Raw genomic sequence first — 19,692 nt, 5'->3', positions numbered from 1 at the left:
GCGAGCGCTGCTCGGTGAGCGCTCCGCGAGGGGCGCTCGGCCGCGGCGGCGCGTGGGATCCGGTTCAAACGCGGATCGACATGGCATGTCGAAAGACGTTGCGCGGATCCCATCGTCGCTTGATCGCTTGGAGGCGCGGATAATGGTCTTTGTAATAAAGTGTGTACCACGGTACACCGGATTGATTGAATCGGGGATCGAGTAGATCTCCATCGGGGCAATTGATGGAGGAGCCATCGTTGATGGCATTGGGCACCGGCACGCCGCCCGTGTCGCGGTACACGCGCTGGTAGAAGCTCCGAACCCAAGCTCTGCGCGCCTCGTCGTCCTCTCCTTCGTTCCAGGAGTTGACGAATACGGCTTTGAGGATCGAGTCGCGCTGGGCGATGGCGGTCGCCTCCGGCTCCACGCTCGAGACCTTGCCGCCATAGCCGACGAGCCCCAGCAGCGCGCCTTGGCCGGGGTAGGGCCCGACGAGATAATCATGAATCGCCGCGATCTGCGGATCGCCGTAGCATTTGCGAAGATAAGCGGCTTTGTGTTTGGAGCGCGTGCCATCACCCTCGGCGCTGCTCCCTCCGAGGATGGCGCGCAGCCACGGCGTGGTGGACGAGCCCTGGCGGACCTCGACCCCCACGCCCTCGTTGACCGCGGCCACGTAGTCGTTCACCAACGACGCGGCGTTCGGGGTGGCCGCATCGACGACGATCTGGAGCACGATCGAGCCCGCATCGCCCGCGCTCTCCGGGCCGTCCTTTCGCGGAAAGAGGAGCAGCATGCTGAACAAGGCCGCCTCCGGCGAGTCCGGGGTGCTGTTGCGCTCGTGCCACGCGCCATGGTTCTTGACCAAGCGCACGAACGACGCTCGCGTCAAGGCGGCCCACGGCCAGACGGCGGACGCCTGCACCACGCTCGCAGGCGCCCTGGGGAGCAAATCCGCGGGCTCCGTGCCGCGCGGCTCCGCGCTGCGCAACCAGTAGCGGGTGACGACCCCGAAGTTTCCGCCGCCGCCGCCCGTATGGGCCCACCACAAATCGCGGTTCGGATCGGCGGGCTCGCGCGTGGCGATGACGGCCCGTGCGGTGCCGCGGGGATCGACCACCACCACCTCGACGGCATACACATGGTCGACGACCGAGCCATGCACCCGGCTCAGGGGCCCATAGCCTCCGCCGCAGAAGTGGCCGCCGGCGCCGACGGTGGGGCAGCCGCCGCCCGGGATGGTCAATCCCCAACGCTTGAAGAGCCGTTGGTAGACGTGCCCGAGGGTGGCGCCCGCCTCCACGGCAAACGCGCGGCGCCCGGGATCGAAATACACGGCGGACATCTCGGACATGTCGATCACGACCCGCACCTCCGGATCGCCGACGAAGTTCTCGTAGCCGTGCCCGCCGCTGCGCACGGCCAGTCGCTTGCTTGCACCCACCGCGTCACCCACGGCCTCCACGACTTGCTCGGTCGAGCCGACCACGCGAACACAGTCGGGGGTGCCCGGCGCAAAGATCTCGTTCTTGCCGAGCACGAGGTCCCGGTAGCGCGGATCACCCGGCTCGACGATGGCCGGTCCGAAGAGTCGATTCATGCCCCGCTCGTTCTCCTTCATCGAAGCAGTGCCCAACGTGCCGGGCTCCGTTCAACGAGACTAAAGGAAAACGCCCATGGCCGATTTTTGGCGCCGGGGGCCGGATCGATGGCGCACGATGCGGTACCTGGGAACGACGTCTGTCGATTTCGGCCCGCCTCGATCGTCGTGATACGAAAGGAGGCCTTCGCGCCTCCATACCTCCCAGGATCCCAGGAAAGGAGACCACCATGTCCTATATCGATGGTTTCGTGATCGCCGTACCGACCGCCAACAAAGACAAGTTCCTCGAGCACGTCCGCAAGGGTGATCCGATCTTCATCGAGTACGGCGCGACGCGCGTCTTCGAGTGTTGGGGCGATGACGTGCCCGTCGGAAAGATCACCGACTTCCGCCGCGCCGTGCAGGCCAAGGACGACGAGACCGTGGTGTTCTCGTGGGTCGAATGGCCCGACAAGGCGGCCCGCGATGCGGGCATGGCCAAGGTCCTGCAGGATCCGCGCATGACGTCGGAGAGCAACCCCATGCCCTACGACGGCAAGCGGCTCATCTATGGCGGTTTCGCGCCGATCTTCGAGCTGAAAGCATAGGACGTTCGACTCAGCCTGGATGCCGCGACATCCAGGCTGATGCCATCCAAGCAGCGCGCTCTTCATGGCGCGCGCGGGGCGCTCTCAGCCGCGGTGGGCTTTTTCCAGCGCGGCGATGTCGAGCTTGATCATCTTCAACATGGCGTCGGTGACCCGCTTCGCGCGAACCGGATCGTGGTCGTTCATCAGCTCCTCCATGATGGAGGGGACGATTTGCCACCTCACGCCGAACCGGTCGATGAGCCACCCGCACGCCGTCTCTTTGCCTCCGCCCTCGAGGAGCGCGTTCCAGTAGCGATCCAGCTCGGCCTGGTCGTCACACAGCACCACCATCGAAATGGCGTCGTTGAACGGGTGGTGCGGCCCCGCGCTCATCGCCTGAAAGCGCTGACCGAACAGCGTGAAATCCACCACCGTGACCGATCCACCCGGTCCACTGGGCGAATCGCTCAACAGCGAGGTGACCCGATCCACGCGCGAATCGGGGAACGTGGCGGCATAAAATCGCGCGGCCTCCTCCGCCTCCTCGGTGTACCAGAGATGTGGAAAGATTCTCGCGCGGCGCTTCGATTCCATGAGAAGACCTCCTCGTTGAAGGAGCGTCGAAGCAACCTTGCGCGGATCGACATGGCCCGCGAATCTTTTTTCGACCACGGGTGTGGCGACCTCAGGGCGACGCGTTGCTAAGGCAACAGCGCCCTGGTGGCCGAGACGAGATCGATGCGCTTGCCCGTGAGCCGCGGCCGCCGGGCTGCAAGGCACGGCGAGCTACGCGGCTACCTCCGCATCCGGGTAGGTGATGATCGAATCATCGGCAGCGTGGACGACGGGAGGTGCACCCTCTTGGTCGCCGATGCCGGGCCGCGCGCGGCGACATCTACGAGTAGGCCGGGTACGAACGACGATCCAGAAGTGCGAAGGACGGGAGTTGAACCCGTACAGGAGTTACCCCACTGGAACCTGAATCCAGCGCGTCTGCCAATTCCGCCACCTTCGCGAGCTGCAAACCGCGTTTACATGGCTTGAAGGCGTTTCGCAAAGAGTTTCGGAGTGGGGTTCACAAAAAGTGCACCAGGATCGCGATTAGGACGGCGAAGAGGAGGGTGAAGGCAAACAGGGCGGCGCACCCGATGCCGGTCAGGCCCATCATGCGCGAGCCCGACCGGGCGCTCGTCCCTTGCACGATGTCCGACCGTAGAAGCTGCTCGCCTTGGAGGATGGGGACGATGGCGTGATACGGCTGGCCGCCCCGGACGCCGTCGATGCGTACGCCGAGCTGAACGCGCCTCGGGGTCGGATCTTCGGGGGGGCCAGGGCGTTCGACCCAGGTGGTGGCGTTGCATCGCACGCAGCGGGAACGTGGATCGTTGGGCGGGGTGGGGGCTCCGCAGGCCGCGCAGCCGGCGCTGATGCCCGCTCGGTCTTCGAGCACGCTGAGGCGGTACTCCAAGTGCAAGGCGGCGCCGCTGGCGACGATGCCAAAAGGCTCGGGCCACTGATCGACGAGCAGGGAGCCGGCGGTGCCTTCCACCGGGGCTTGGCAGTGAGGGCAGGGGAGGCTCAAGGCCTGGCGCGACGAGAGGACGAGGGCGCTGCTGCAGCGCGAGCAGGCGCCGAGCGCGATCCCCACGGCGCCGCGGGCCATGGCCGTGCGCGCGCTGGCAAACCAGCGGAAGAGACGCGCCGGCTCGAAGGCCACGTCGAAGTCGGCCGGTTGCCCATCGGCGCCAAACGCAACCGTGTTGGGGACGCCGCACGCGCTGCATGGGACGGAAAGGGGCAGGTGCGGCGGATCACCGAGGGGCTGCGTGCAAGCTTGGCATCGGGCGCGAACGAGCGGCATGGGGTCGTGGAGCTACCTTGGGTGGGCAGAGCCGGTCGCGGCGCAACGCAAAGAGCGGCCGAGCTCGGCATTGATGTGAAGCGTCAAAACGTGGCGTTCAACGTGATACCGTCTTGGGGGAGGATGCCACGTCTCCGGTTTTGCCGGGGCGGGTGCTTCAACCCACCGATGCCACGCCTTCGGCTTTGCCGGGGTGTGGGCAATACTCGAAGGATGGCCATGCACACCCGGACGTCCAAGACGACCGCAAAGCCCGTTTCGCCTTCGGCTGGCTCGCCGGACACGTCGGATAAGTCGGAGGCCAAGAAAAATGGCCTCGGCGAAGCGCTCTCCCACCACGGGGAGGAGCTCTTTTCCCGCATGCGCTCCGGTGTGCGCGGGCTCGCGCTGGGGCAAGATCACGCGGCTTTCATCGATTCGCTCATCGAAAGGGCTTATGCGGGGGCGGAGAGACGGGTGGGGGCGCTGAGCAGCTTCGCCGTGGCGGCGGTGGGGAGCTATGGGCGGGGGGCGGTCGCCATGGGCAGCGATGCCGATGTGCGGCTCTTGACCGGCGGACGGCGCGCTCGGGCTGCCGCGGAAAAATTTGCCCAGGCGTTTCTCTACCCGCTGTGGGATGCGGGGCTGCCCGTCGGGCACCAGGTCGTCGACATCGAGGATGCGCTGGCCCTGGCGCACCGCGACTTGGCGGCGGCCACCACCCTCTTGGACGTGCGGCACGTGTGCGGCGATCGCGAGCTGGTGGAGCGGCTCTTGGCGCGCGCCTGGGACGGGATGTTCGCCGAGTCGGCGCTGGGCATTTTGGTCGACCGGCTCGAGGAGGAGGTCGCCGCGCGCCATACCCGCTTCGGCGGCTCGCTGTACCTGCTCGAGCCCGAGGTGAAGAGCGGCGCCGGGGGGCTGCGCGATCTCGATGTGGTGCGCTGGGCCGCGCGGGCGCGCTTTCGCGTCTCGACCAAGAACACGTGGCAGGAGCTGGTGCGCCTTGGTGTGCTGGTCGCCCGGGAGGCGCAGGAGATCACGACCGCCGAGGAGTTCCTCTGGAACATCCGCAATTTGCTCCATGCGTACGCCGGGCGGAAAATCGATCGCCTGACCTTCGACGCCCAAGAGACGATGGCCGTGGAGCTCGGCTATGTCGACTCGCGCACCCCGGCGAAGGAAGCGCCGGCCAAGGCGCCGTCCGCGAAGGATGACGGCGCGCCCGAGGTGCCGAAGGCCGAGGGCTCGGAGCGGCAATTGGAGGCGCGCGAGCGCGCGACGGCGGCCGAGCGGCTCATGCAGGATTATTACGTGCATGCGCGCGTGGTCACGCGGGCGCAGGAGCGCATGTTGGAGCGCGCGCGCCCGCCCAAGCGGCGCGGAAAGCCGACGGAGACGGACATCGGCCGCGGGGTCCGCATGTTCGATGGGCAGGTGACCATCGCCGGCATCAAAGAGCTCACCGAGGAGCCGGCCTTGGCGCTCCGCGTGTACGCGGACTGCGTGCGGCTGCGCGCGCCCATCCTGCCGTTTGCGCGCGAGGCCATCGCCCGCGCATCGGCCGATGCCGCATTTTGCGAGGCGCTGCGGGCGAGCCCGGAGGCGCAGCAGCTCTTCGTCGATCTGGTGTGCACGGTGGCCGAGGTGCCCACCAAGCGCGGATCGATGGTCGGCGAGCTGCACGACGTGGGGCTCTTGCTCGCCATGATCCCGGAGTTTTCACCGGTCACCGGCCGGGTGCACCACGACGTCTACCACGTGTACACGGTGGACGTGCACAGCGTGGCCGCCGTCGATTGCCTCTCGGCCCTGGCGCGCGGTGAGCTCTCGCACACGCACCCGCTGGCGAGCCGGCTGGCGGCCGAGATCGCGCGCCCCAAGCCGCTCTTTCTCGCCACCTTGCTGCACGACGTGGGCAAGGGCTACCCGGACGCCAGCGGCTCGCGCAAGAACCACTCGGTGAGCGGCGCGGAGCTCTGCGAGGTGATCCTGCCGCGGCTCGGGCTCTCGGCCGAGGTGGTGGCCGAGGTGCGCGCCCTGGTGCTGCAGCACCTGGCGATGTACCACGTGGCCACCCGGCGCGATCTGGACGATCCGGCCACCATCGAAGAGTTCTGCCGCCTGGTGCGCGGCCGCGAAGGGCTGCGCGATCTCTATTTGCTCACGGTGGCCGATCTCACCACCACGTCGCCCACCGCCATGACCTCGTGGAAGGCGCGCATGCTGGAGGAGCTGTACATCGTGGCGTCGGCCAGCATGTCCGGCCACGTCGGCGTGGACGAGGAGCGGACCTTGCGCGTGCGCGAAGAGGCGCGACCGTTCTTCCAGGGGCCGCCCGAGTTCTTCGACGCCTTCGTGAGCAGCATGCCCGAGCGCTACCTGCTCGCCAACCGCCCCGAGTCGATCGCGGCGCATGCGCACACTGCGCTCGAGCGGGGCGAGCGCCCGGTGCACGCGGCCATCATCGCGCCGACCCGCGAGCGGCCGACGGGCGACGTGGCGGAGCTGTGCGTCGTGGCCGAGGACATGCCTGGGCTGGTCGCGCGCATCGCGGCGGTCATTACCGCGGCGCGGCTCGAGTTCGTGGCGGCGCAGGTCTACTCGCGCCCCGTGGCGGCGGGCGGGGCCAGCGAGGCGGTCGACGTGTTCTTGGTCCGCGGCCGAACCGATGGCGCGGTGGGGGTCGAGCGCGCGATGCCGCGCCTCTTGCGCGATCTGGACGATGTTTGCCGCGGTGTGGTGACGCCGGCCGAGCTTTTGCGCTCGCGCATCGGGGGCACATCGCCCTGGCGCGAGCGCCCCAGCCCGGCCGTGCCCACGGACATCGTCATCGACGATCGCGCCTCCCCGCGTCACACGGTGATCGAGACATTTGCCAAAGACCGGCCAGGTTTGCTCTACACGCTCTCGCAGGCGCTCCACGAGCTGGGGCTCACCATCGCCCTCTCGAAGATCAACACCGAGGGAAACAAGGTGGCCGACGTCTTTTACGTGAATGAACTGGATGGGTCGAAAGTTTTGCCCGGCGAGCGATTCAAGGCGATTAAAGAGACCCTCGCCCGCGCCATCGATTCGGAAAAGGCAGAGAAGACGGGAGGATGAGATGAAAACGACAACTGGCTTCGTAGTTGCCTCGACGCTCTCCGTTGCGTTGATCGCGGGCGGTGCGGCGTGCGGAGGCTCCTCGAAAAAGGAGCCCGCCACGCAGGGACAAGCGTCCCAGCCCGACTCCTCCAAGGGGCCGGCCGCAAGCGCATCGGCATCCGGGGGGGTCGCGCCGGCCACGAGCGAGGAATCGGCGCGGGGCATCAAGGCCTTCCAGGGCGGGGACATCCCCACGGCCAAGACGCACTTCGAGGCGGCCGTGAAAAAGAACCCCCAGGACGCCGACGCGCTCTATTACCTGGGGCTGGTCGCCGACCAGACCGGGGACAAGAAGGCGGCCGAGGAGAACTACTTGGCGGCGCTGAAGCAAAGGCCCGATCTGGACAACGCCGCCGTCAACCTCGGCGCGCTCTACATCGAAGGGGAGCGCATCAACGAAGCGCTGCTCGTCACCCGCCAAGGGCTGCAGAAGAACGCGAAGCACCCGGGGCTGCACCTGAACTTGGCCGTGGCCTTGGCCATGAAGGGCGACGTCGGCGGCTCCACCCGCGCCTTCGACGAGGCCACGCGGCTGGCCCCCGAGGACCCCGTCTTCCAAGTGACGTACGCGCACTGGATGATCGTGTGGAAGCGAAACGAGGAAGCGCAGGCCAAGCTCCGCGCGGCGCGCCCTCTGGCGGAAAACAACGTGGACACCTTGGGCGCCATCGCCAAAGAAATGCGCCTCGCCGGCTCGGCCATCGACTGCGTGCCCACGCTCGACAAGGCCATCGTCATCAAGGACACCCCGGAGCTGCGCTACGAGCGCGGTCTCTGCAAAGTGGCCCTGCGCGACGAGCCGGGCTCGCTGCTCGACTTCCAGCTCGCCGTGGCCAAGGCGCCAAACCACGCCGATCCGCACTACTGGCTCGCCGGTCGCTACGCCGTGCTCGAACGCTGGAAGGACGTCATCGCCGAGTACGAGGCCTACCTGCGCCTCGCGCCGAGCGGCCCGTTTGCGCGGCAGGCGCAAGAGCGCATCGAGCTCGCCAAGCAAAAGACCGGGGGCGCCGTCGCTGCCGGCAAAAAAGAGCCGGCGAAGGTCGCGCCCGTAAAAGCCACGACCCGCAAGGGCGCCCCGGCGAAGAGCGCGCCTCCCAAAAAATAGCTTCGTGGAACGGTCGTGCGCGTCTCGCGTTCCCGCGGCGTGGATGCGTCGGCGCTTCGAACGGCGTGTGCACGCGTCCTATCGTCCCTTCGTTGCGGGATGGTCCTCGCGGGTTTCGCCCTGATCCCTGCGCGAGCGATGCGGTCATCGCTGCGGATCGTGCCCTTCGGCGAGGAGAACGTCGGCGCACACCGAGGCCACGCCCGATGAGCATGTCGCGAGCACTCCGCGGTAAAAAGAGGCAGACCGCTGTCTCTTGGAACGAGAAGGTAATCTCTGGTAGGAAAGGTGGTCGAACGTGGCCACCCCCGCCGAACCCGATACTGCCATCGCCGGCGAACAACTCGACACCTTGGTGATGGTGCTCAACCTGGTCCGCTCGGGCGCGGCGACCACGCGGCCCGAGGTGGGCAGGCAGTCGGGGCTCGGTCGCACCGTGGTCACGCAGCGGGTGCTTCAGTTGATCGAGCGCGGCTTGGTCATCGACGACGAGCTCGGACCGTCCACCGGCGGCCGCGCACCGCGAAGGCTGCGCTTCCGCGCCGAGGCCGGGATCATCCTCGCCGTGGAGTTTGGCGCGACGAGCCTCGCGGCGGGCATCACCAACCTCGCCGGCCGCCTCTTGCAGCATCGGGAGGAGCCCTGGGACATCGGGGCCGGTCCCGAAGCATCGCTAAGCCGGGTCGAGGAGCTCTTCGATGCGATGCTCGCGGCGGACCAGGCCTACGCGGGGAAGCTTTGGGGCATCGGCGTCGGCTTGCCCGGGCCGGTGGAGTTTGCGTCGGGAAAGCCGGTGGCCCCGCCCATCATGCCGGGGTGGCACAGCTACCCGGTGCGCGAGCGACTGAGCACGCGCTACGGCGTCTCGGTGTGGGTCGACAACGAGGTCAATACGATGGCCTTGGGCGAGTTCCGCGCCGGCCTCGGACAAAAAATTCGCGACTTGATCTATGTGAAGATCGGCACCGGCATCGGCGCGGGGCTCATCTCCGACGGCCGCCTCCATCGCGGGGCCCAAGGGTGCGCGGGCGACATCGGGCACGTGGCCATCGTCGACGATTCCTCCGTCATCTGCCGATGCGGCAATGTGGGGTGCCTGGAGGCGCTCGCCGGCGGAGCGGCCATCGCGCGCGACGCGAACCTTGCCGCGGCGGAAGGGAAGAGCCCCGCGCTCGCCGCCTTGCGCGCGGCGGGCCAGTCCATCGACGCGCGCGACGTGGCCCGCGCCGCGGAGTCGGGCGATCTCGCGTGCATCGAGCTGCTCACGCGCGCGGGGCAGCGCATCGGCGAGATGCTCGCCACCCTCGTGAACTTCTACAACCCGTCGCTCATCATCATCGGCGGCGGCGTGGCGGCGTCGGGCGAACGTCTGCTCACGGCCATCCGCAAGGCCGTGTACCGACGCTCGCTGCCGCTGGCCACGCGCGATCTGCAAATTGCCTTCTCCCCGCTGGACGATCGCGCGGGCCTCATGGGCGCCGGCTTCATGGTCACCGACGAGCTGTTCTCCCGCGAGCGCCTGGGCTCCTGGATCGATCGCGGCAGCCCCGCGGGCGAACGGCCTGCGCGCTAGCTCGGAAACCCGCGCACCACGAAGTGCCGCTCACCCTCGCGCCGTTCGCCGAGGGCCACCAGCCGCCCTGCCGGATCGAACCACGCATGGACCGCGCCGGAGGCGACGCCCGCGATGTTCTCCTTGGAGACGGCGCGCCCGCACCCCGCGTCGCGCGTCCCTTGCTCCGTCAAGTGCGCGACGGGCAGCGCCCGCGCCGCCGCCGTCTCCAAGCTCAGGATGCGGCGCTCGAGATCCGGCGCGTCGGGCGGCGACGCCTCGGCGAGCTCGAACGGATCGGAGCGCACGCGGCGGAGCGCCGTCACGTGCCCCTTGGTGTCGAGCCGCGCGGCGGCATCGCGCGCGAAGGCGCGGACGTAGTAGCCCTTGGCGACCGTGAGCCGCGCGGAGAAGCCCGGCGGATCGTCCACGGTGGCCAGGAGCTCGATGCTTCGCACGCGCACGGGCCGGGCCGCGAGCTCGAACGACTTGCCCTGGCGCACCAGCTCGTGCGCGCGCACGCCGCCGTGATGGATGGCGGAGACGGCGGGCGGCACTTGCTCCTCGCGCGAAAGCTCGCAGGCGATGGCGTCCGGCAGGCGCGCGCCAAAGTCCGCGGGGACATCGGCATGGTCGGTGACTTCACCGTCGGCGTCGAGCGAATCGGTGGCGACGCCCAGGCGCACCGTGACCTCGTACGCCTTGTCGGCCAAGGTGAGGTACGGAACGAGCTTGGTCGCCGTGCCGATGGCCACCACCAGGACGCCCGTGGCCATCGGATCGAGCGTCCCCGCGTGGCCGATGGCCCGCGTCTTCAGCCGCTTGCGCAGCCGCTGCACCACATCGTGGCTCGTCAGCCCCGAGGGCTTGTCGATGACGATCACGCCATCCATGCGAACCCCTTCGAACCGCTCGACCCGGCGCTGCTCACCCGGCGCCGCTCAACCGAAGAAGACGGATTTGCGTTCGCCCAGCGCGCGCTCGAGCATCTCTTGGATGGTCGTGCGCACCCGCTCGGCCAGACGCCCGACCAGCAGCTCGTCGTCGGCCGCCTCGGGACCGTAGCTCGCCACGTCCAAGAGCTCGCCGAACACGATTTTCCACTTGGTGGGCGCCGGCGCGAGGCCCGCGGGGCCCAGAAGCGGAAACGTGGGGGTCACGGGGATGTACGGCACGCCCAGCACGCGCGCGAGGTACTCGAGCCGCATGAGCATGGGGTTCGCTTCCTCGGCGCCCACCACCACGCATGGCACGATGGGCGTGTTGGTGCGAAGGCATAGCTTGATGAAGCCCCCGCGCCCGAAGCGCTGCAAGCGGTAGCGATCCCGGTAAAGCTTGCCGATGCCCTTCACCCCCTCGGGGAACACGGCCACCAGCGCTTCCTGCCGGAGCAGCCGCTCCGCGTTCTCCTGGCACGCGCGCACCGCGCCGATGCGGTTGGTGAACGAGCCCAGGAACGGGAAGTGGAAGATGAAGTCCTCGGCCAGCCAGCGCACGTCGCGGTGCTGCGGGTGCTCGCGCTTGACCGCCGTTTTGATCATGGCCCCATCGTAGGGAAGGGTGCCCGAGTGGTTGGCGACCAAGAGGCAGCGCCCCTCGGCCGGGATGTTCCCCGCGCCCTGCGTCTCCACGCGGAAGTAGCGATCGTAGAGGAAGTCGAAGAGCGGGCGGACCTTCGCGTCGTAGACGGGATCGTAGCCGAAGTCGTCGATCTCCTCGGAGCGGTTGCGCATGCCGAGGCGGCCCCACTTCCGAAGGTAATAATCGGTGGAGAGGAGCTCGCGGGCCGTGTCGAAGACGGTGGGCTCGCCGTCGGTGCCCAGGCTGCGCGCCGATCCCGGGGCCAAGCTGGGGTTCACGTTCAGGACGGTGGGCGCAGCGTCGGTGTCGTCGACCGTGCCCCGCGGGCCGCCCCGCCAGTCATCGTCCGCGTCGTCCTCGGTCGGGGGCAGAACGTGGGTCGAGGCTTGGTCGATCATCGCGTCGAGGCGCGCCTCGAGCTCGCGGATCTGCTCGGCCACCAGCTCCGGCTCGTCCGCGCCGCGCGGGCGGCGGATGGTCGGCGTGGTCTCGTCTTCCTCGTCTTCCTCGCCGTAGCCGTCGTCGTCCTCGAGATCGTCGTCGTCGAGCGCACCCTCGGCGTAGGCGGCCGCCTCGGGGTAATCGCCGAACTCCAAGGTCTCGTGGCGAACCGAGGGGGCGGGCGGAACCGACGAGGGCGAGCGCGGAATGAAGCGCATCGAGTCCTCGAGCGCGTCGTCTTCCTCGTTTTGCGGGGGCCTTGCGCTCTCGCGCTCGCGTTCGCGAAGGGGTTTGGCGCCCGTGCGCAGCGCATGCGGACTGCGCGCCCTGCTCGGCGGCGCCGCAGCCGATGGACTCGCCGGTGCCCCCGGCTTTCGCCGCCGGCGCCTCTTGCGCGGCCGATCCGCGTGGGCCTCGACCCCATTGGCGGTGCTCTTGGCACCGGCAGCGCTGCCGTGCAATCGCTCGACCCCCGCCGGCCGACCCCCCGTAGCACCTGGGGGCGCCGATGGACGGGCGCCCGGAGCCGAGGGGCGGGCACCCGGCCCACCTGCGCCACCCGGAACGGACGGACGACCGCGCGCACCTTGGTTCGGAGCGGGCGGGGACGGGGGCAAATGTCGCCTCTTGCGCGTCATGCCACGTTCTCCTGCAGCAGCTTGACGTCGCGCAGACGCTGGGCGCTCACGAAATCGAGCAGCGCTTCGCGGGTGGTGTACGCGGGCCGGAACCCCATTTCCTTTTGGGCTTTGGTGCCGTCGGCCACGCAGAGAAAGCGCAGGTATTTGAGGAACGTCGGCGGCACGTCGGCGACTTGGGCGAGCCAGCCGAGCGCGCAGATGGACTCGGCCACCGGGTGCGGGATGGGCAGCGCGATGCGCCCGGCCAGCTTGATGACGGTGCTGAGCGGGAGCACGCCGTCCCCGACGATGTTGAAGGTGCCCGGCACGTCGCGATCGATGGCCAGCTTGATGGCAGCGATGGCATCCACCTCGTGAATGAATTGCAGCAGGGGGTCGAAGCCCATCATGGTCGGTACCATGCGGTGCGCAAGGTAGCGTGTCATGTAGTTGTGCACCGTGGGGCCCAGGATGGGCGCCATCCGTAGGATGGTCACCACCGAGCCCGGCGCGCGGCGCGCAAATTTGCTTGCTTCCGCCTCGGCCTCCACCTTGTCGCTGAAGAAAGGCTCGTGTCGGTCTGCCCGGAGCGGGTGCCGCTCGGAAAGAAAATTCGGATTGGACGGGTGCGCACCGTAAAGCAACGTCTGCGACCACATCACCACTTTGCGGACCTGGGCATGGCGCGCGGCGACCAAGACGTGCATCGTCCCCACGCTTTCGAGCTCGTGGGCCCAGGCGCTGGCGGTGGTGGGGGAGGACAGAAAGGCCAGATGGACCAAAATGTCGGCCCGCTCGGCCGCGAGGACCTCGCCCAGGCGCGCTTCGGCGGTGGGTTGGGTAAAATCGACCTCGTAGCTCCGGGTCTTCTTACCGGCCGTCGAGGGGGGCTTGATGTCGATGGCCACGATGCGCGCGATGCGCTCGTCCTCCTCGAGCAAGCCGATGACGTTGGTACCGAGAAAAGAGGCTGCGCCGGTCAGCGCCACCACAGGGCCCTTCGTGACGGGGGACCTTCGGCCGCCCGGCTGGCCGCCGGAGTAGGAGGGGGCGGAAGGAGCCGTGGGGGCGAGCTGTCCGGACTTCGAATCGGGGCGAGAGGCCATCGGTTGTTAACAGAGGGGGTCGGAGACCGAGTCTTCGAGGTAGACGACGACCGACGAGGTCGGAGTGAACCGACGGACGGACAGTAGTACGCCGCGGCCGAAGTTGGTACTTCGTTGCATAAGGGGTGGTGCGATAATCTTATCGGAACGTGGGCAACTCGAGCCATGCCGTGCCGCCCAGGCTCGGGCCGTACGAGCTCATTGAACGCCTCGCCACGGGCGGGATGGCGGAGGTCTATCTTGCGCGCCGAGCTGGACCGCGCGGTTTCCAGAAGCTCGTCGCCGTCAAGCGCATCCTGCCGCAGCTCGCGCGCGATCCCGACTTCGTCGCCATGTTCGTGGACGAGGCGCGGGTGTGTGCGAACCTTTCGCACCCGAACATCGTCCAGGTCTTCGACTTCGGGGAGCAGGACGACGAGCTTTACATGGCCATGGAGTACGTGGATGGCACCACCGGCGCCCGCCTGATTCGCGCCGCCGCCGCCAAGGGCGAGGAGCTGCCGCTCGAAGTCTCGCTCCACGTGGCGCTGAGCATCCTGCGCGGCCTGGAGTACGCGCACGCCGCCCGCGACCGCAAAGGGCGGCCGCTCAACCTGGTGCACCGCGACGTCTCCCCGGGGAACGTGCTCATCGACCGGTCCGGGGCCGTCAAGCTGACCGACTTCGGCATCGCGCGCGCCTCGGACTTCGAGCGCCGCACCGACCAGGGGCAGCTCAAAGGAAAGCTCGGCTACATGTCCCCCGAGCAGGTGACGGGCCGCGAGCTCGACGCGCGCAGCGACCTTTTCACCGTCGGCATCGTGCTGGCGGAGCTCGTGACCCTGCGCCCGCTCTTCTCCGGCGGCCGCGAGCTCGACGTGCTCTTGCGCATCCGCGACGCCGATCTCGGCCCGCTCGACCGCGCCGGCTCGTTCCTCCCCGACGACGTGAAATCGGTGCTCCTGCGCGCCCTCGCCCGCGACAAGATGCTCCGCTACTCCAACGCCTCCGTGTTCGCGGAGGCCATCGAGGAGATCATCCGCCGCCGTCGCCTTCAAGTGGGGCCCGCCCGCCTCGCGGCCTGGGTGGAGCGGCTCGGCCTGATCGACGGCCCCGATGTCTCCAGCGAGAACGAGCCAAGCCGGCCGGGCACCGCCATCCTCGAGCCGGGCGACGCGCTGCGCGTCGACGGCAAGGGCGACGGCGGCGACGGCGCCTACGACAGCGGCGGCTCCTACGAGGTTGCGCCGCAGATCTACCGGGTGGACTTGGGCGATGGCACCGCCAGCCAGCCCATGTCCTACCCGCGCATCATCGAGCTGTTCGCCACCGGCGCCATCGGGAGCCGCTCCTTGGTGGCGCGGGAGTCGGGCCGCTTCAAGCCCGCGCTCCACTACAAAGAGTTCGCCCGCTTCGTGACCAGCCCCGCCCTGCGCTGGGACGACGACCCCGAAGGCACCGAGCGCACCACCCTCGATCGCGCGACCCTCCCCGCGTACTTGTTCCAGCTGGCGCTGGAGCGCGAGACGGGGGCCCTCGTCTTCCGCAACGACGAGAAGCGTAAAAAGATCTTCCTCGTCGAAGGCGCCCCCGAGTTCGTGGCCTCCACGGATCGGCGCGAGCTCCTCGGCGAGCACTTGGTGGCGAGCGGCCAGGTGCTCCGCATGGAGGTGGAGATGGCGCTGGCCATGTTGCCGAAGTTCGGGGGGCGCCTGGGGGATGCGCTGGTCGGCCTTGGCGTGCTGCGGCCCATCGAGCTTTTCCGCGCCATCCACGATCAGACGCAGTCGCGCTACATGGACGTGCTGCGCTGGTCCGAGGCCGAGATCAGCTTCGTGCTGGGCGCGCGCTCGCACGAAGAGACGTTTCCGCTCGGCGTCGATCCCTTCGAGCTGATCGCGCGCGGCATCCGCGACGGCTACACCGTGGCGGAGCTCGGGCGGCTGTTGGGGCCCATCGAGGACGACGTGCTCGAGCGCGTACCCAACCCGCCGGTGCGCATCGAGATCCTGCGTCTGCCCGAGCGCGAGTCCTACATCTTGCGCAAGGTCGACGGTACGAGCTCGCTGCGCGCGCTCATCGGCCAAATGACGAACCTGAAGATCGCCGACGCCGAAGACGTGATGCGCGCCGTGTTCATCGGGCTCTCGTGCGAAATTCTACGCTCCATCCGCTGGACCGCGCTGCACCCCGACAGCGGGGTCCGGCGCTCGGGCGCGGCCCAGGTCCGGCTCGGGCGCCCCTGACAGTGGGGCTCGCCGCGGCGCGGGCGCGGGCGTCAATCGAGCTGCTTGCGGTACACGGGGTAGGGGGCCTCGCCCGCGAAATGCGTGTATCCTGCATCGATGTAGATGCGCTCCGGCCCCATCCACACCTCTTCGTCGCGCAGGAGCTCGCCCGAGCGGCGCGGATAGGCCTCGATGGCCCGCCCGCCCCACGCACGCACCGCACCTTCCGCCGCCTCGACCAGCGCCCGCGCCACACCCTTTCGGCGGTGCTCCGGGTGCACCAAGAAGCACGCGATGCTGTAAACCCCGTCATCGCTTCCAAGATCGAGCGCCCCATAAACGCGCCCCTTGCGCAGCTTGGGGACGGCCGCCCGTGGCGCGACCTTGATCCACCCCACGACCTTATCGGGCACCGCCACCGCCACCAACCCCCGCGCGCTCGGATCCCCCGCCTCCAGCGCGCGCACCTGCTCCTCGCGGCTCACCTCCGGCGAAAACGCCGACCTCTCGAGCCACGCATTCGTCGTCCCCGAAAAATGCCAATAGCGGCAATAACACGCGCAGTGGCAAGCCTCGAACAGCGCCGCCCACCCATCGACGTGCGCGCGATCGAGCGGTACGACCTCGAATGTCACCGGCTCAACCCTCAACGGCAAAACGCGGCGCCGGCGAGCGCGCCTCGAAGGCGGCGGCGACGGAAAAGAGCGTCGTCTCCCGCAGCCACGGCGCCACGATCTGCAACCCCACGGGGAGCCCCGCTTGGGTGGGCGCCGCCGGCACGCTGCACCCCGGGAGCCCCGCGAGGCTCGCCGGCAACGTGTACACGTCGTTCAAATACATCGCGAGCGGATCGTCCACCTTTTCGCCCAAGCGAAACGCCGGGGTCGGCGACGTGGGCGAGCAGATCACGTCCACCTCGCGAAACGCCTCTTCGAAGTCGCGGCGGATGAGCGTGCGGACCTTCTGCGCCTTCACGTAGTACGCGTCGTAGTAGCCGGCCGACAGCACGAACGTGCCGAGCAAAATCCGCCGTTTCACCTCGGCGCCAAACCCCGCATCGCGGGTGGCCCCGTACATGGCCCGCACGTCCGCGCGCGGCGGCTCCACCCGAAGCCCGTAGCGTACGCCATCGAAGCGCGCCAAATTGCTCGACGCTTCCGCGTCGGCGATCACGTAGTACGTCGCCACTGCATAGCGCGTATGCGCCAGCTTGATGGGCTTGACCACGCACCCCTCGGCCTCGAGCTCGGAGATGGCGGCGCGGATGCTCGCCTCCACCTCGGGATCGAGCCCCTTGGCGAAGTACTCGTCCGGAACACCGATGCGCAGCCCCTTGATCGACGCGCCGCACGCCGCCTCGAAATCCTCCACCGGCGCGCCCAGCGACGTGGCGTCCTTCGGATCCTTGCCGGAGATGGTGGTGAGCACGCGCGCCGCGCCGCGCACGTCGGTGGCGAACGGGCCCACTTGGTCGAGGCTCGAGGCGAACGCGATCAGCCCAAAGCGCGACACGCGCCCGTATGTCGGCTTGACGCCGAAGGTGCCGCTGAGCGCCGCCGGCTGCCGGATCGATCCCCCGGTGTCGCTGCCCAAGGTCGCGCTCACGAGGCGCGCGGCGACGGCGGCCGCGCTCCCGCCCGACGAACCGCCCGGCGCGCGCTCCGGATCCCACGGATTTTTGACGGCGCCGTACGCGCTGTTCTCGTTCGACGAGCCCATCGCGAACTCGTCCATGTTCGTCTTGCCCACGATGATCGCGTCGGCCGCGCGGAGGCGCGCCACCACGGTGGCATCGTACGGCGGAATGTAGCCCTCGAGGATCTTCGAGCCCGCGGTGGTCGCGAGACCGCGCGTGCAGAGCGCGTCTTTGATCCCGATGGGCACCCCCGCCAGCGCGCCGAGGCTCTCGCCGCGCGCTCGCTTTTCATCGATGGCGCGCGCTTGCTCCAGCACCGATTCATGGGGCACGGCCAAAAAGGCGTTCAGCGCACCATTGCGACGGTCGATGTCGGCCAAGGTGGCCTGGGCCACCTCCACCGCTTTGACGTGGCCCGCGCGAACCTTCTCGGCGAGAGCGACTACGGCGTCATCGGTCGGCATCGATCAGCTCTCCACGAAGGTGGGCACGGCAAAGCCACCATGCTCCGAACGCGGCGCTTGCGCGAGCGCCTCCCCCGGCGGCAGCGACGGTTCGACCGCGTCGGTGCGCCAATCGCTTCGCTCGAGCTGCACGGACGCCGTCGGCTCGACGTGGGAGGTGTCGAGCTCGTTCAACTCGTCGACATAGCCCACCATCTCCGCGAGCTCGCGCGTCAGGCGGTCGGCTTCGGCGTCCGTCAAAATGAGCGACGCGAGCTGGGCCACATGCTCGATTTGCGCTCGATCGATGCGTGTCGTCATGGCGCGCGCAGCGTATCACAACACAGCGGCGTCTATCGCTTCTCCGGCGCCGGCGCCCGCGGGGTGGCGGGCGATGGGGGCGCCGGCAGGAGCAGCGGCTCGCTTTCCGTCGCGCCTGGTTTCGCGCTCGGCGCGCCGGGCGGCGCAGGAGACGCCGGCGAAGCGGGCGCCTGCCCCTCGAAGATGGGAGTTCCCGCGTCGTGCTCCTCGTACTCGGGCGGAGGGCCTTTGGGCATGCGCGCCGGGCTTCCGCAGGCGGCGGTGCTCGTTGCCACGAAGGCGAAGAGGGGGAACGCGAGATGGCCAATCCACGCACGGGGCATGACGCCGTGCTTACCAGGTTCGCCGCGCAGGTGCGATCAGCGAATGCCCTCGGCCACCTTGGCGAGGCTCACGTTGAGCGTCTTTTTCGCGATCGGTTCGAGCGCCGCGCGGTCCCCGGCAAAGTGGAACGTGCGCTGGGTGTGCGTCAGCGACGCCTTGGGCGCGAGCGCCGCGGCGGGCGACGATGTCTCGAGCTCGTAAAAGCCGCCCAGCGAGGGCTTGCCCGGATCGGTGGGCCCGTCGTTGTAGCTGTTCACCGTGTCCCCCGCGTAGGGCGCCTTTTGCTGCTCCCACATGCTGTTGACGTAGTCGGTCGCGCGCGCGGGCTTGTCGTATTGCACCACGGTGAGCAGCTTCGTGCTGTCGCTGTAGCTCCCGAAGAGGCTCTTCGCCCTCTCCGGACGCAGCCCGATCTTGCTGCGGTGCTGACCGTCCGCCTTGAAGAGGAGGTAGCCGTCCGTGTTGTTTACCGCGAGCCGATTGGCGGGGACCTTGCCGAAGTAGCGATCGTTGACCACCTCGCCCTTGCCCGCGGGATCGAAGGGGACGATCACCAAGGTATCGGCCGGCGGGTTGAACTGCCCCAGGATCCAGACGCTGGGCAGCCCGTTCTCCTTGCTCCAAGGCTTGGCGCCCATGTTGGTGATGCGGTTGGCGGTGGCGAAGCCGACCCACTTCACGCCTTCGCCGGTCTTGGTGCCGAGGGCGTGCTCGACGTCGCTCGCGTTGAGAAGCTCGACCGTGCGCTCCACGTCCACCGAGAACTCCGTCCCCTTGAAGTTCTTCACCTTGAAGCTGCGCCGGAAGACCACGCGCGTCGGCGATTTGTCGGCCACGGTCCACGCGCCCTCTTGGAGGCCGGCGGGGGTCTGCCAGGTGCTCAGCTTGAAGTCGGCGCCCGCGGGGAAGAACAGCCCGAACTGACCGCCCTCGGGCCCGAGCCAAAAGCGATCCTCGCCGCCGTAGTTGTCGAACGCCGTACCGGTCTTCTTGTCCTCGATGAATTTGCGATTCACCCAGCCGAGGCTTCGCTCGTTCGGCCCCACCGCGCTCGTCATCACGCGCCCTTGGTAGGCCGGGGAAATGGCGATGCGTCCTCCGCTCGGCGACTGCAGGACCTCCACGGCCCCATGCGCCCGCAGAAACTCGACCTCGCGCTCGAACGTGGCTTCGCTCTTCAAGGGTGCCTCGGGACCCATCGACTTGGGGGGT

Annotated in this window: 16 protein-coding genes and 1 tRNA gene; 5 read left to right on the top strand and 12 right to left on the bottom strand. The window is 68.6% G+C overall.

Features of this window, described 5'->3' with window-relative positions:
* Positions 1–64: 64 nt before the first annotated feature.
* Entirely contained in the window at positions 65–1,582 is a 1,518-nt protein-coding gene (locus LZC94_26195; GenBank protein WXB11349.1) for an FAD-binding protein, read from the bottom strand.
* A 230-nt stretch (positions 1,583–1,812) separates the two neighbouring features.
* On the opposite strand from LZC94_26195, the gene LZC94_26190 reads away from it, so the two are divergent.
* On the top strand, positions 1,813–2,172 hold the full coding sequence (locus tag LZC94_26190; protein ID WXB11348.1) for a DUF1428 domain-containing protein: 360 nt from the start codon (positions 1,813–1,815) through the stop codon (positions 2,170–2,172).
* A gap of 84 nt (positions 2,173–2,256) precedes the next feature.
* Here LZC94_26190 and LZC94_26185 read toward each other — a convergent pair whose 3' ends face one another.
* The 3 genes from LZC94_26185 to LZC94_26175 all read right to left on the bottom strand — a co-directional run bounded on the left by LZC94_26185 (position 2,257) and on the right by LZC94_26175 (position 4,015).
* Positions 2,257–2,748 carry a VOC family protein gene (locus LZC94_26185; GenBank protein ID WXB11347.1) on the bottom strand — a complete coding sequence of 164 codons (492 nt, stop codon included), beginning with the start codon at positions 2,746–2,748 and terminating at the stop codon, positions 2,257–2,259.
* Positions 2,749–3,085: 337 nt separating this feature from the next.
* Positions 3,086–3,169 (bottom strand) — tRNA-Leu (locus tag LZC94_26180).
* Positions 3,170–3,229: 60 nt separating this feature from the next.
* Complete coding sequence (locus tag LZC94_26175) at positions 3,230–4,015, bottom strand: hypothetical protein (GenBank protein ID WXB11346.1); 786 nt, start codon at positions 4,013–4,015, stop codon at positions 3,230–3,232.
* Positions 4,016–4,234: 219 nt separating this feature from the next.
* Here LZC94_26175 and LZC94_26170 point away from each other — a divergent pair, with 219 nt between their 5' ends.
* From LZC94_26170 to LZC94_26160, 3 genes are all read left to right on the top strand, one after another.
* On the top strand, positions 4,235–7,099 hold the full coding sequence (locus LZC94_26170; GenBank protein WXB11345.1) for an HD domain-containing protein: 2,865 nt from the start codon (positions 4,235–4,237) through the stop codon (positions 7,097–7,099).
* A gap of 1 nt (position 7,100) precedes the next feature.
* Positions 7,101–8,249: a tetratricopeptide repeat protein gene (locus tag LZC94_26165; protein ID WXB11344.1), complete on the top strand. Its 1,149-nt coding sequence runs from the start codon at positions 7,101–7,103 to the stop codon at positions 8,247–8,249.
* 298 nt (positions 8,250–8,547) lie between these two features.
* Positions 8,548–9,822, top strand: coding sequence for an ROK family protein (locus LZC94_26160; protein ID WXB11343.1), 1,275 nt, complete (start codon positions 8,548–8,550; stop codon positions 9,820–9,822).
* Here LZC94_26160 and truB read toward each other — a convergent pair.
* From truB to LZC94_26145, 3 genes are read right to left on the bottom strand one after another with little or no spacing between them, the layout of a single operon-like run.
* On the bottom strand, positions 9,819–10,694 hold the full coding sequence (gene truB / locus LZC94_26155) for a tRNA pseudouridine(55) synthase TruB (GenBank protein ID WXB11342.1): 876 nt from the start codon (positions 10,692–10,694) through the stop codon (positions 9,819–9,821). The genes LZC94_26160 and truB overlap by 4 nt on opposite strands.
* Positions 10,695–10,742: 48 nt before the next feature.
* Entirely contained in the window at positions 10,743–12,461 is a 1,719-nt protein-coding gene (locus tag LZC94_26150) for an acyltransferase family protein (protein WXB11341.1), read from the bottom strand.
* A complete protein-coding gene (locus tag LZC94_26145) occupies positions 12,458–13,549 on the bottom strand; it encodes an NAD-dependent epimerase/dehydratase family protein (GenBank protein ID WXB11340.1) in 1,092 nt (363 codons plus the stop codon). Before LZC94_26145 ends, LZC94_26150 begins: the two co-directional genes overlap by 4 nt.
* Positions 13,550–13,698: 149 nt before the next feature.
* On the opposite strand from LZC94_26145, the gene LZC94_26140 reads away from it, so the two are divergent.
* Positions 13,699–15,774 carry a serine/threonine protein kinase gene (locus tag LZC94_26140; GenBank protein ID WXB11339.1) on the top strand — a complete coding sequence of 692 codons (2,076 nt, stop codon included), beginning with the start codon at positions 13,699–13,701 and terminating at the stop codon, positions 15,772–15,774.
* 32 nt (positions 15,775–15,806) lie between these two features.
* Here LZC94_26140 and LZC94_26135 read toward each other — a convergent pair whose 3' ends face one another.
* From LZC94_26135 to LZC94_26115, 5 genes are read right to left on the bottom strand one after another with little or no spacing between them, the layout of a single operon-like run.
* Positions 15,807–16,391, bottom strand: a complete 585-nt coding sequence (locus tag LZC94_26135; protein WXB11338.1) for a GNAT family N-acetyltransferase — start codon at positions 16,389–16,391, stop codon at positions 15,807–15,809.
* A gap of 4 nt (positions 16,392–16,395) precedes the next feature.
* The gene (gatA, locus tag LZC94_26130) at positions 16,396–17,856 is read right to left on the bottom strand and encodes an Asp-tRNA(Asn)/Glu-tRNA(Gln) amidotransferase subunit GatA (protein WXB11337.1); all 1,461 of its coding nucleotides are present in this window, start codon (positions 17,854–17,856) and stop codon (positions 16,396–16,398) included.
* A 3-nt stretch (positions 17,857–17,859) separates the two neighbouring features.
* Positions 17,860–18,156, bottom strand: coding sequence for an Asp-tRNA(Asn)/Glu-tRNA(Gln) amidotransferase subunit GatC (gene gatC / locus LZC94_26125; protein WXB11336.1), 297 nt, complete (start codon positions 18,154–18,156; stop codon positions 17,860–17,862).
* Between the two features lie 32 nt (positions 18,157–18,188).
* Positions 18,189–18,479, bottom strand: a complete 291-nt coding sequence (locus tag LZC94_26120) for a hypothetical protein (protein ID WXB11335.1) — start codon at positions 18,477–18,479, stop codon at positions 18,189–18,191.
* A 36-nt stretch (positions 18,480–18,515) separates the two neighbouring features.
* Positions 18,516–19,661 (bottom strand): hypothetical protein, encoded by a 1,146-nt coding sequence (locus tag LZC94_26115; GenBank protein WXB11334.1) that lies wholly within the window; start codon positions 19,659–19,661, stop codon positions 18,516–18,518.
* Positions 19,662–19,692 lie beyond the last annotated feature (31 nt).

It is taken from the genome of Sorangiineae bacterium MSr11954 (assembly GCA_037157815.1).
In the GTDB taxonomy this organism is placed as follows: Bacteria; Myxococcota_A; Polyangia; order Polyangiales; family Polyangiaceae; genus Pendulispora; species Pendulispora albinea.
Note: the sequence above shows the minus strand (reverse complement) of the source record. Positions and strands in the feature narration are given on the sequence as shown.

Coding starts and splice junctions, on each gene's coding strand:
- LZC94_26150 (WXB11341.1), bottom strand. CDS start 12,461: ATGACGCGCAAGAGGCGACATTTGCCCCCGTCCCCGCCCGCTCCGAAC.
- LZC94_26195 (WXB11349.1), bottom strand. CDS start 1,582: ATGAATCGACTCTTCGGACCGGCCATCGTCGAGCCGGGTGATCCGCGC.
- LZC94_26185 (WXB11347.1), bottom strand. CDS start 2,748: ATGGAATCGAAGCGCCGCGCGAGAATCTTTCCACATCTCTGGTACACC.
- LZC94_26120 (WXB11335.1), bottom strand. CDS start 18,479: ATGCCCCGTGCGTGGATTGGCCATCTCGCGTTCCCCCTCTTCGCCTTC.
- gatC (WXB11336.1), bottom strand. CDS start 18,156: ATGACGACACGCATCGATCGAGCGCAAATCGAGCATGTGGCCCAGCTC.
- gatA (WXB11337.1), bottom strand. CDS start 17,856: ATGCCGACCGATGACGCCGTAGTCGCTCTCGCCGAGAAGGTTCGCGCG.
- LZC94_26170 (WXB11345.1), top strand. CDS start 4,235: ATGCACACCCGGACGTCCAAGACGACCGCAAAGCCCGTTTCGCCTTCG.
- LZC94_26190 (WXB11348.1), top strand. CDS start 1,813: ATGTCCTATATCGATGGTTTCGTGATCGCCGTACCGACCGCCAACAAA.
- LZC94_26145 (WXB11340.1), bottom strand. CDS start 13,549: ATGGCCTCTCGCCCCGATTCGAAGTCCGGACAGCTCGCCCCCACGGCT.
- LZC94_26165 (WXB11344.1), top strand. CDS start 7,101: ATGAAAACGACAACTGGCTTCGTAGTTGCCTCGACGCTCTCCGTTGCG.
- truB (WXB11342.1), bottom strand. CDS start 10,694: ATGGATGGCGTGATCGTCATCGACAAGCCCTCGGGGCTGACGAGCCAC.
- LZC94_26175 (WXB11346.1), bottom strand. CDS start 4,015: ATGCCGCTCGTTCGCGCCCGATGCCAAGCTTGCACGCAGCCCCTCGGT.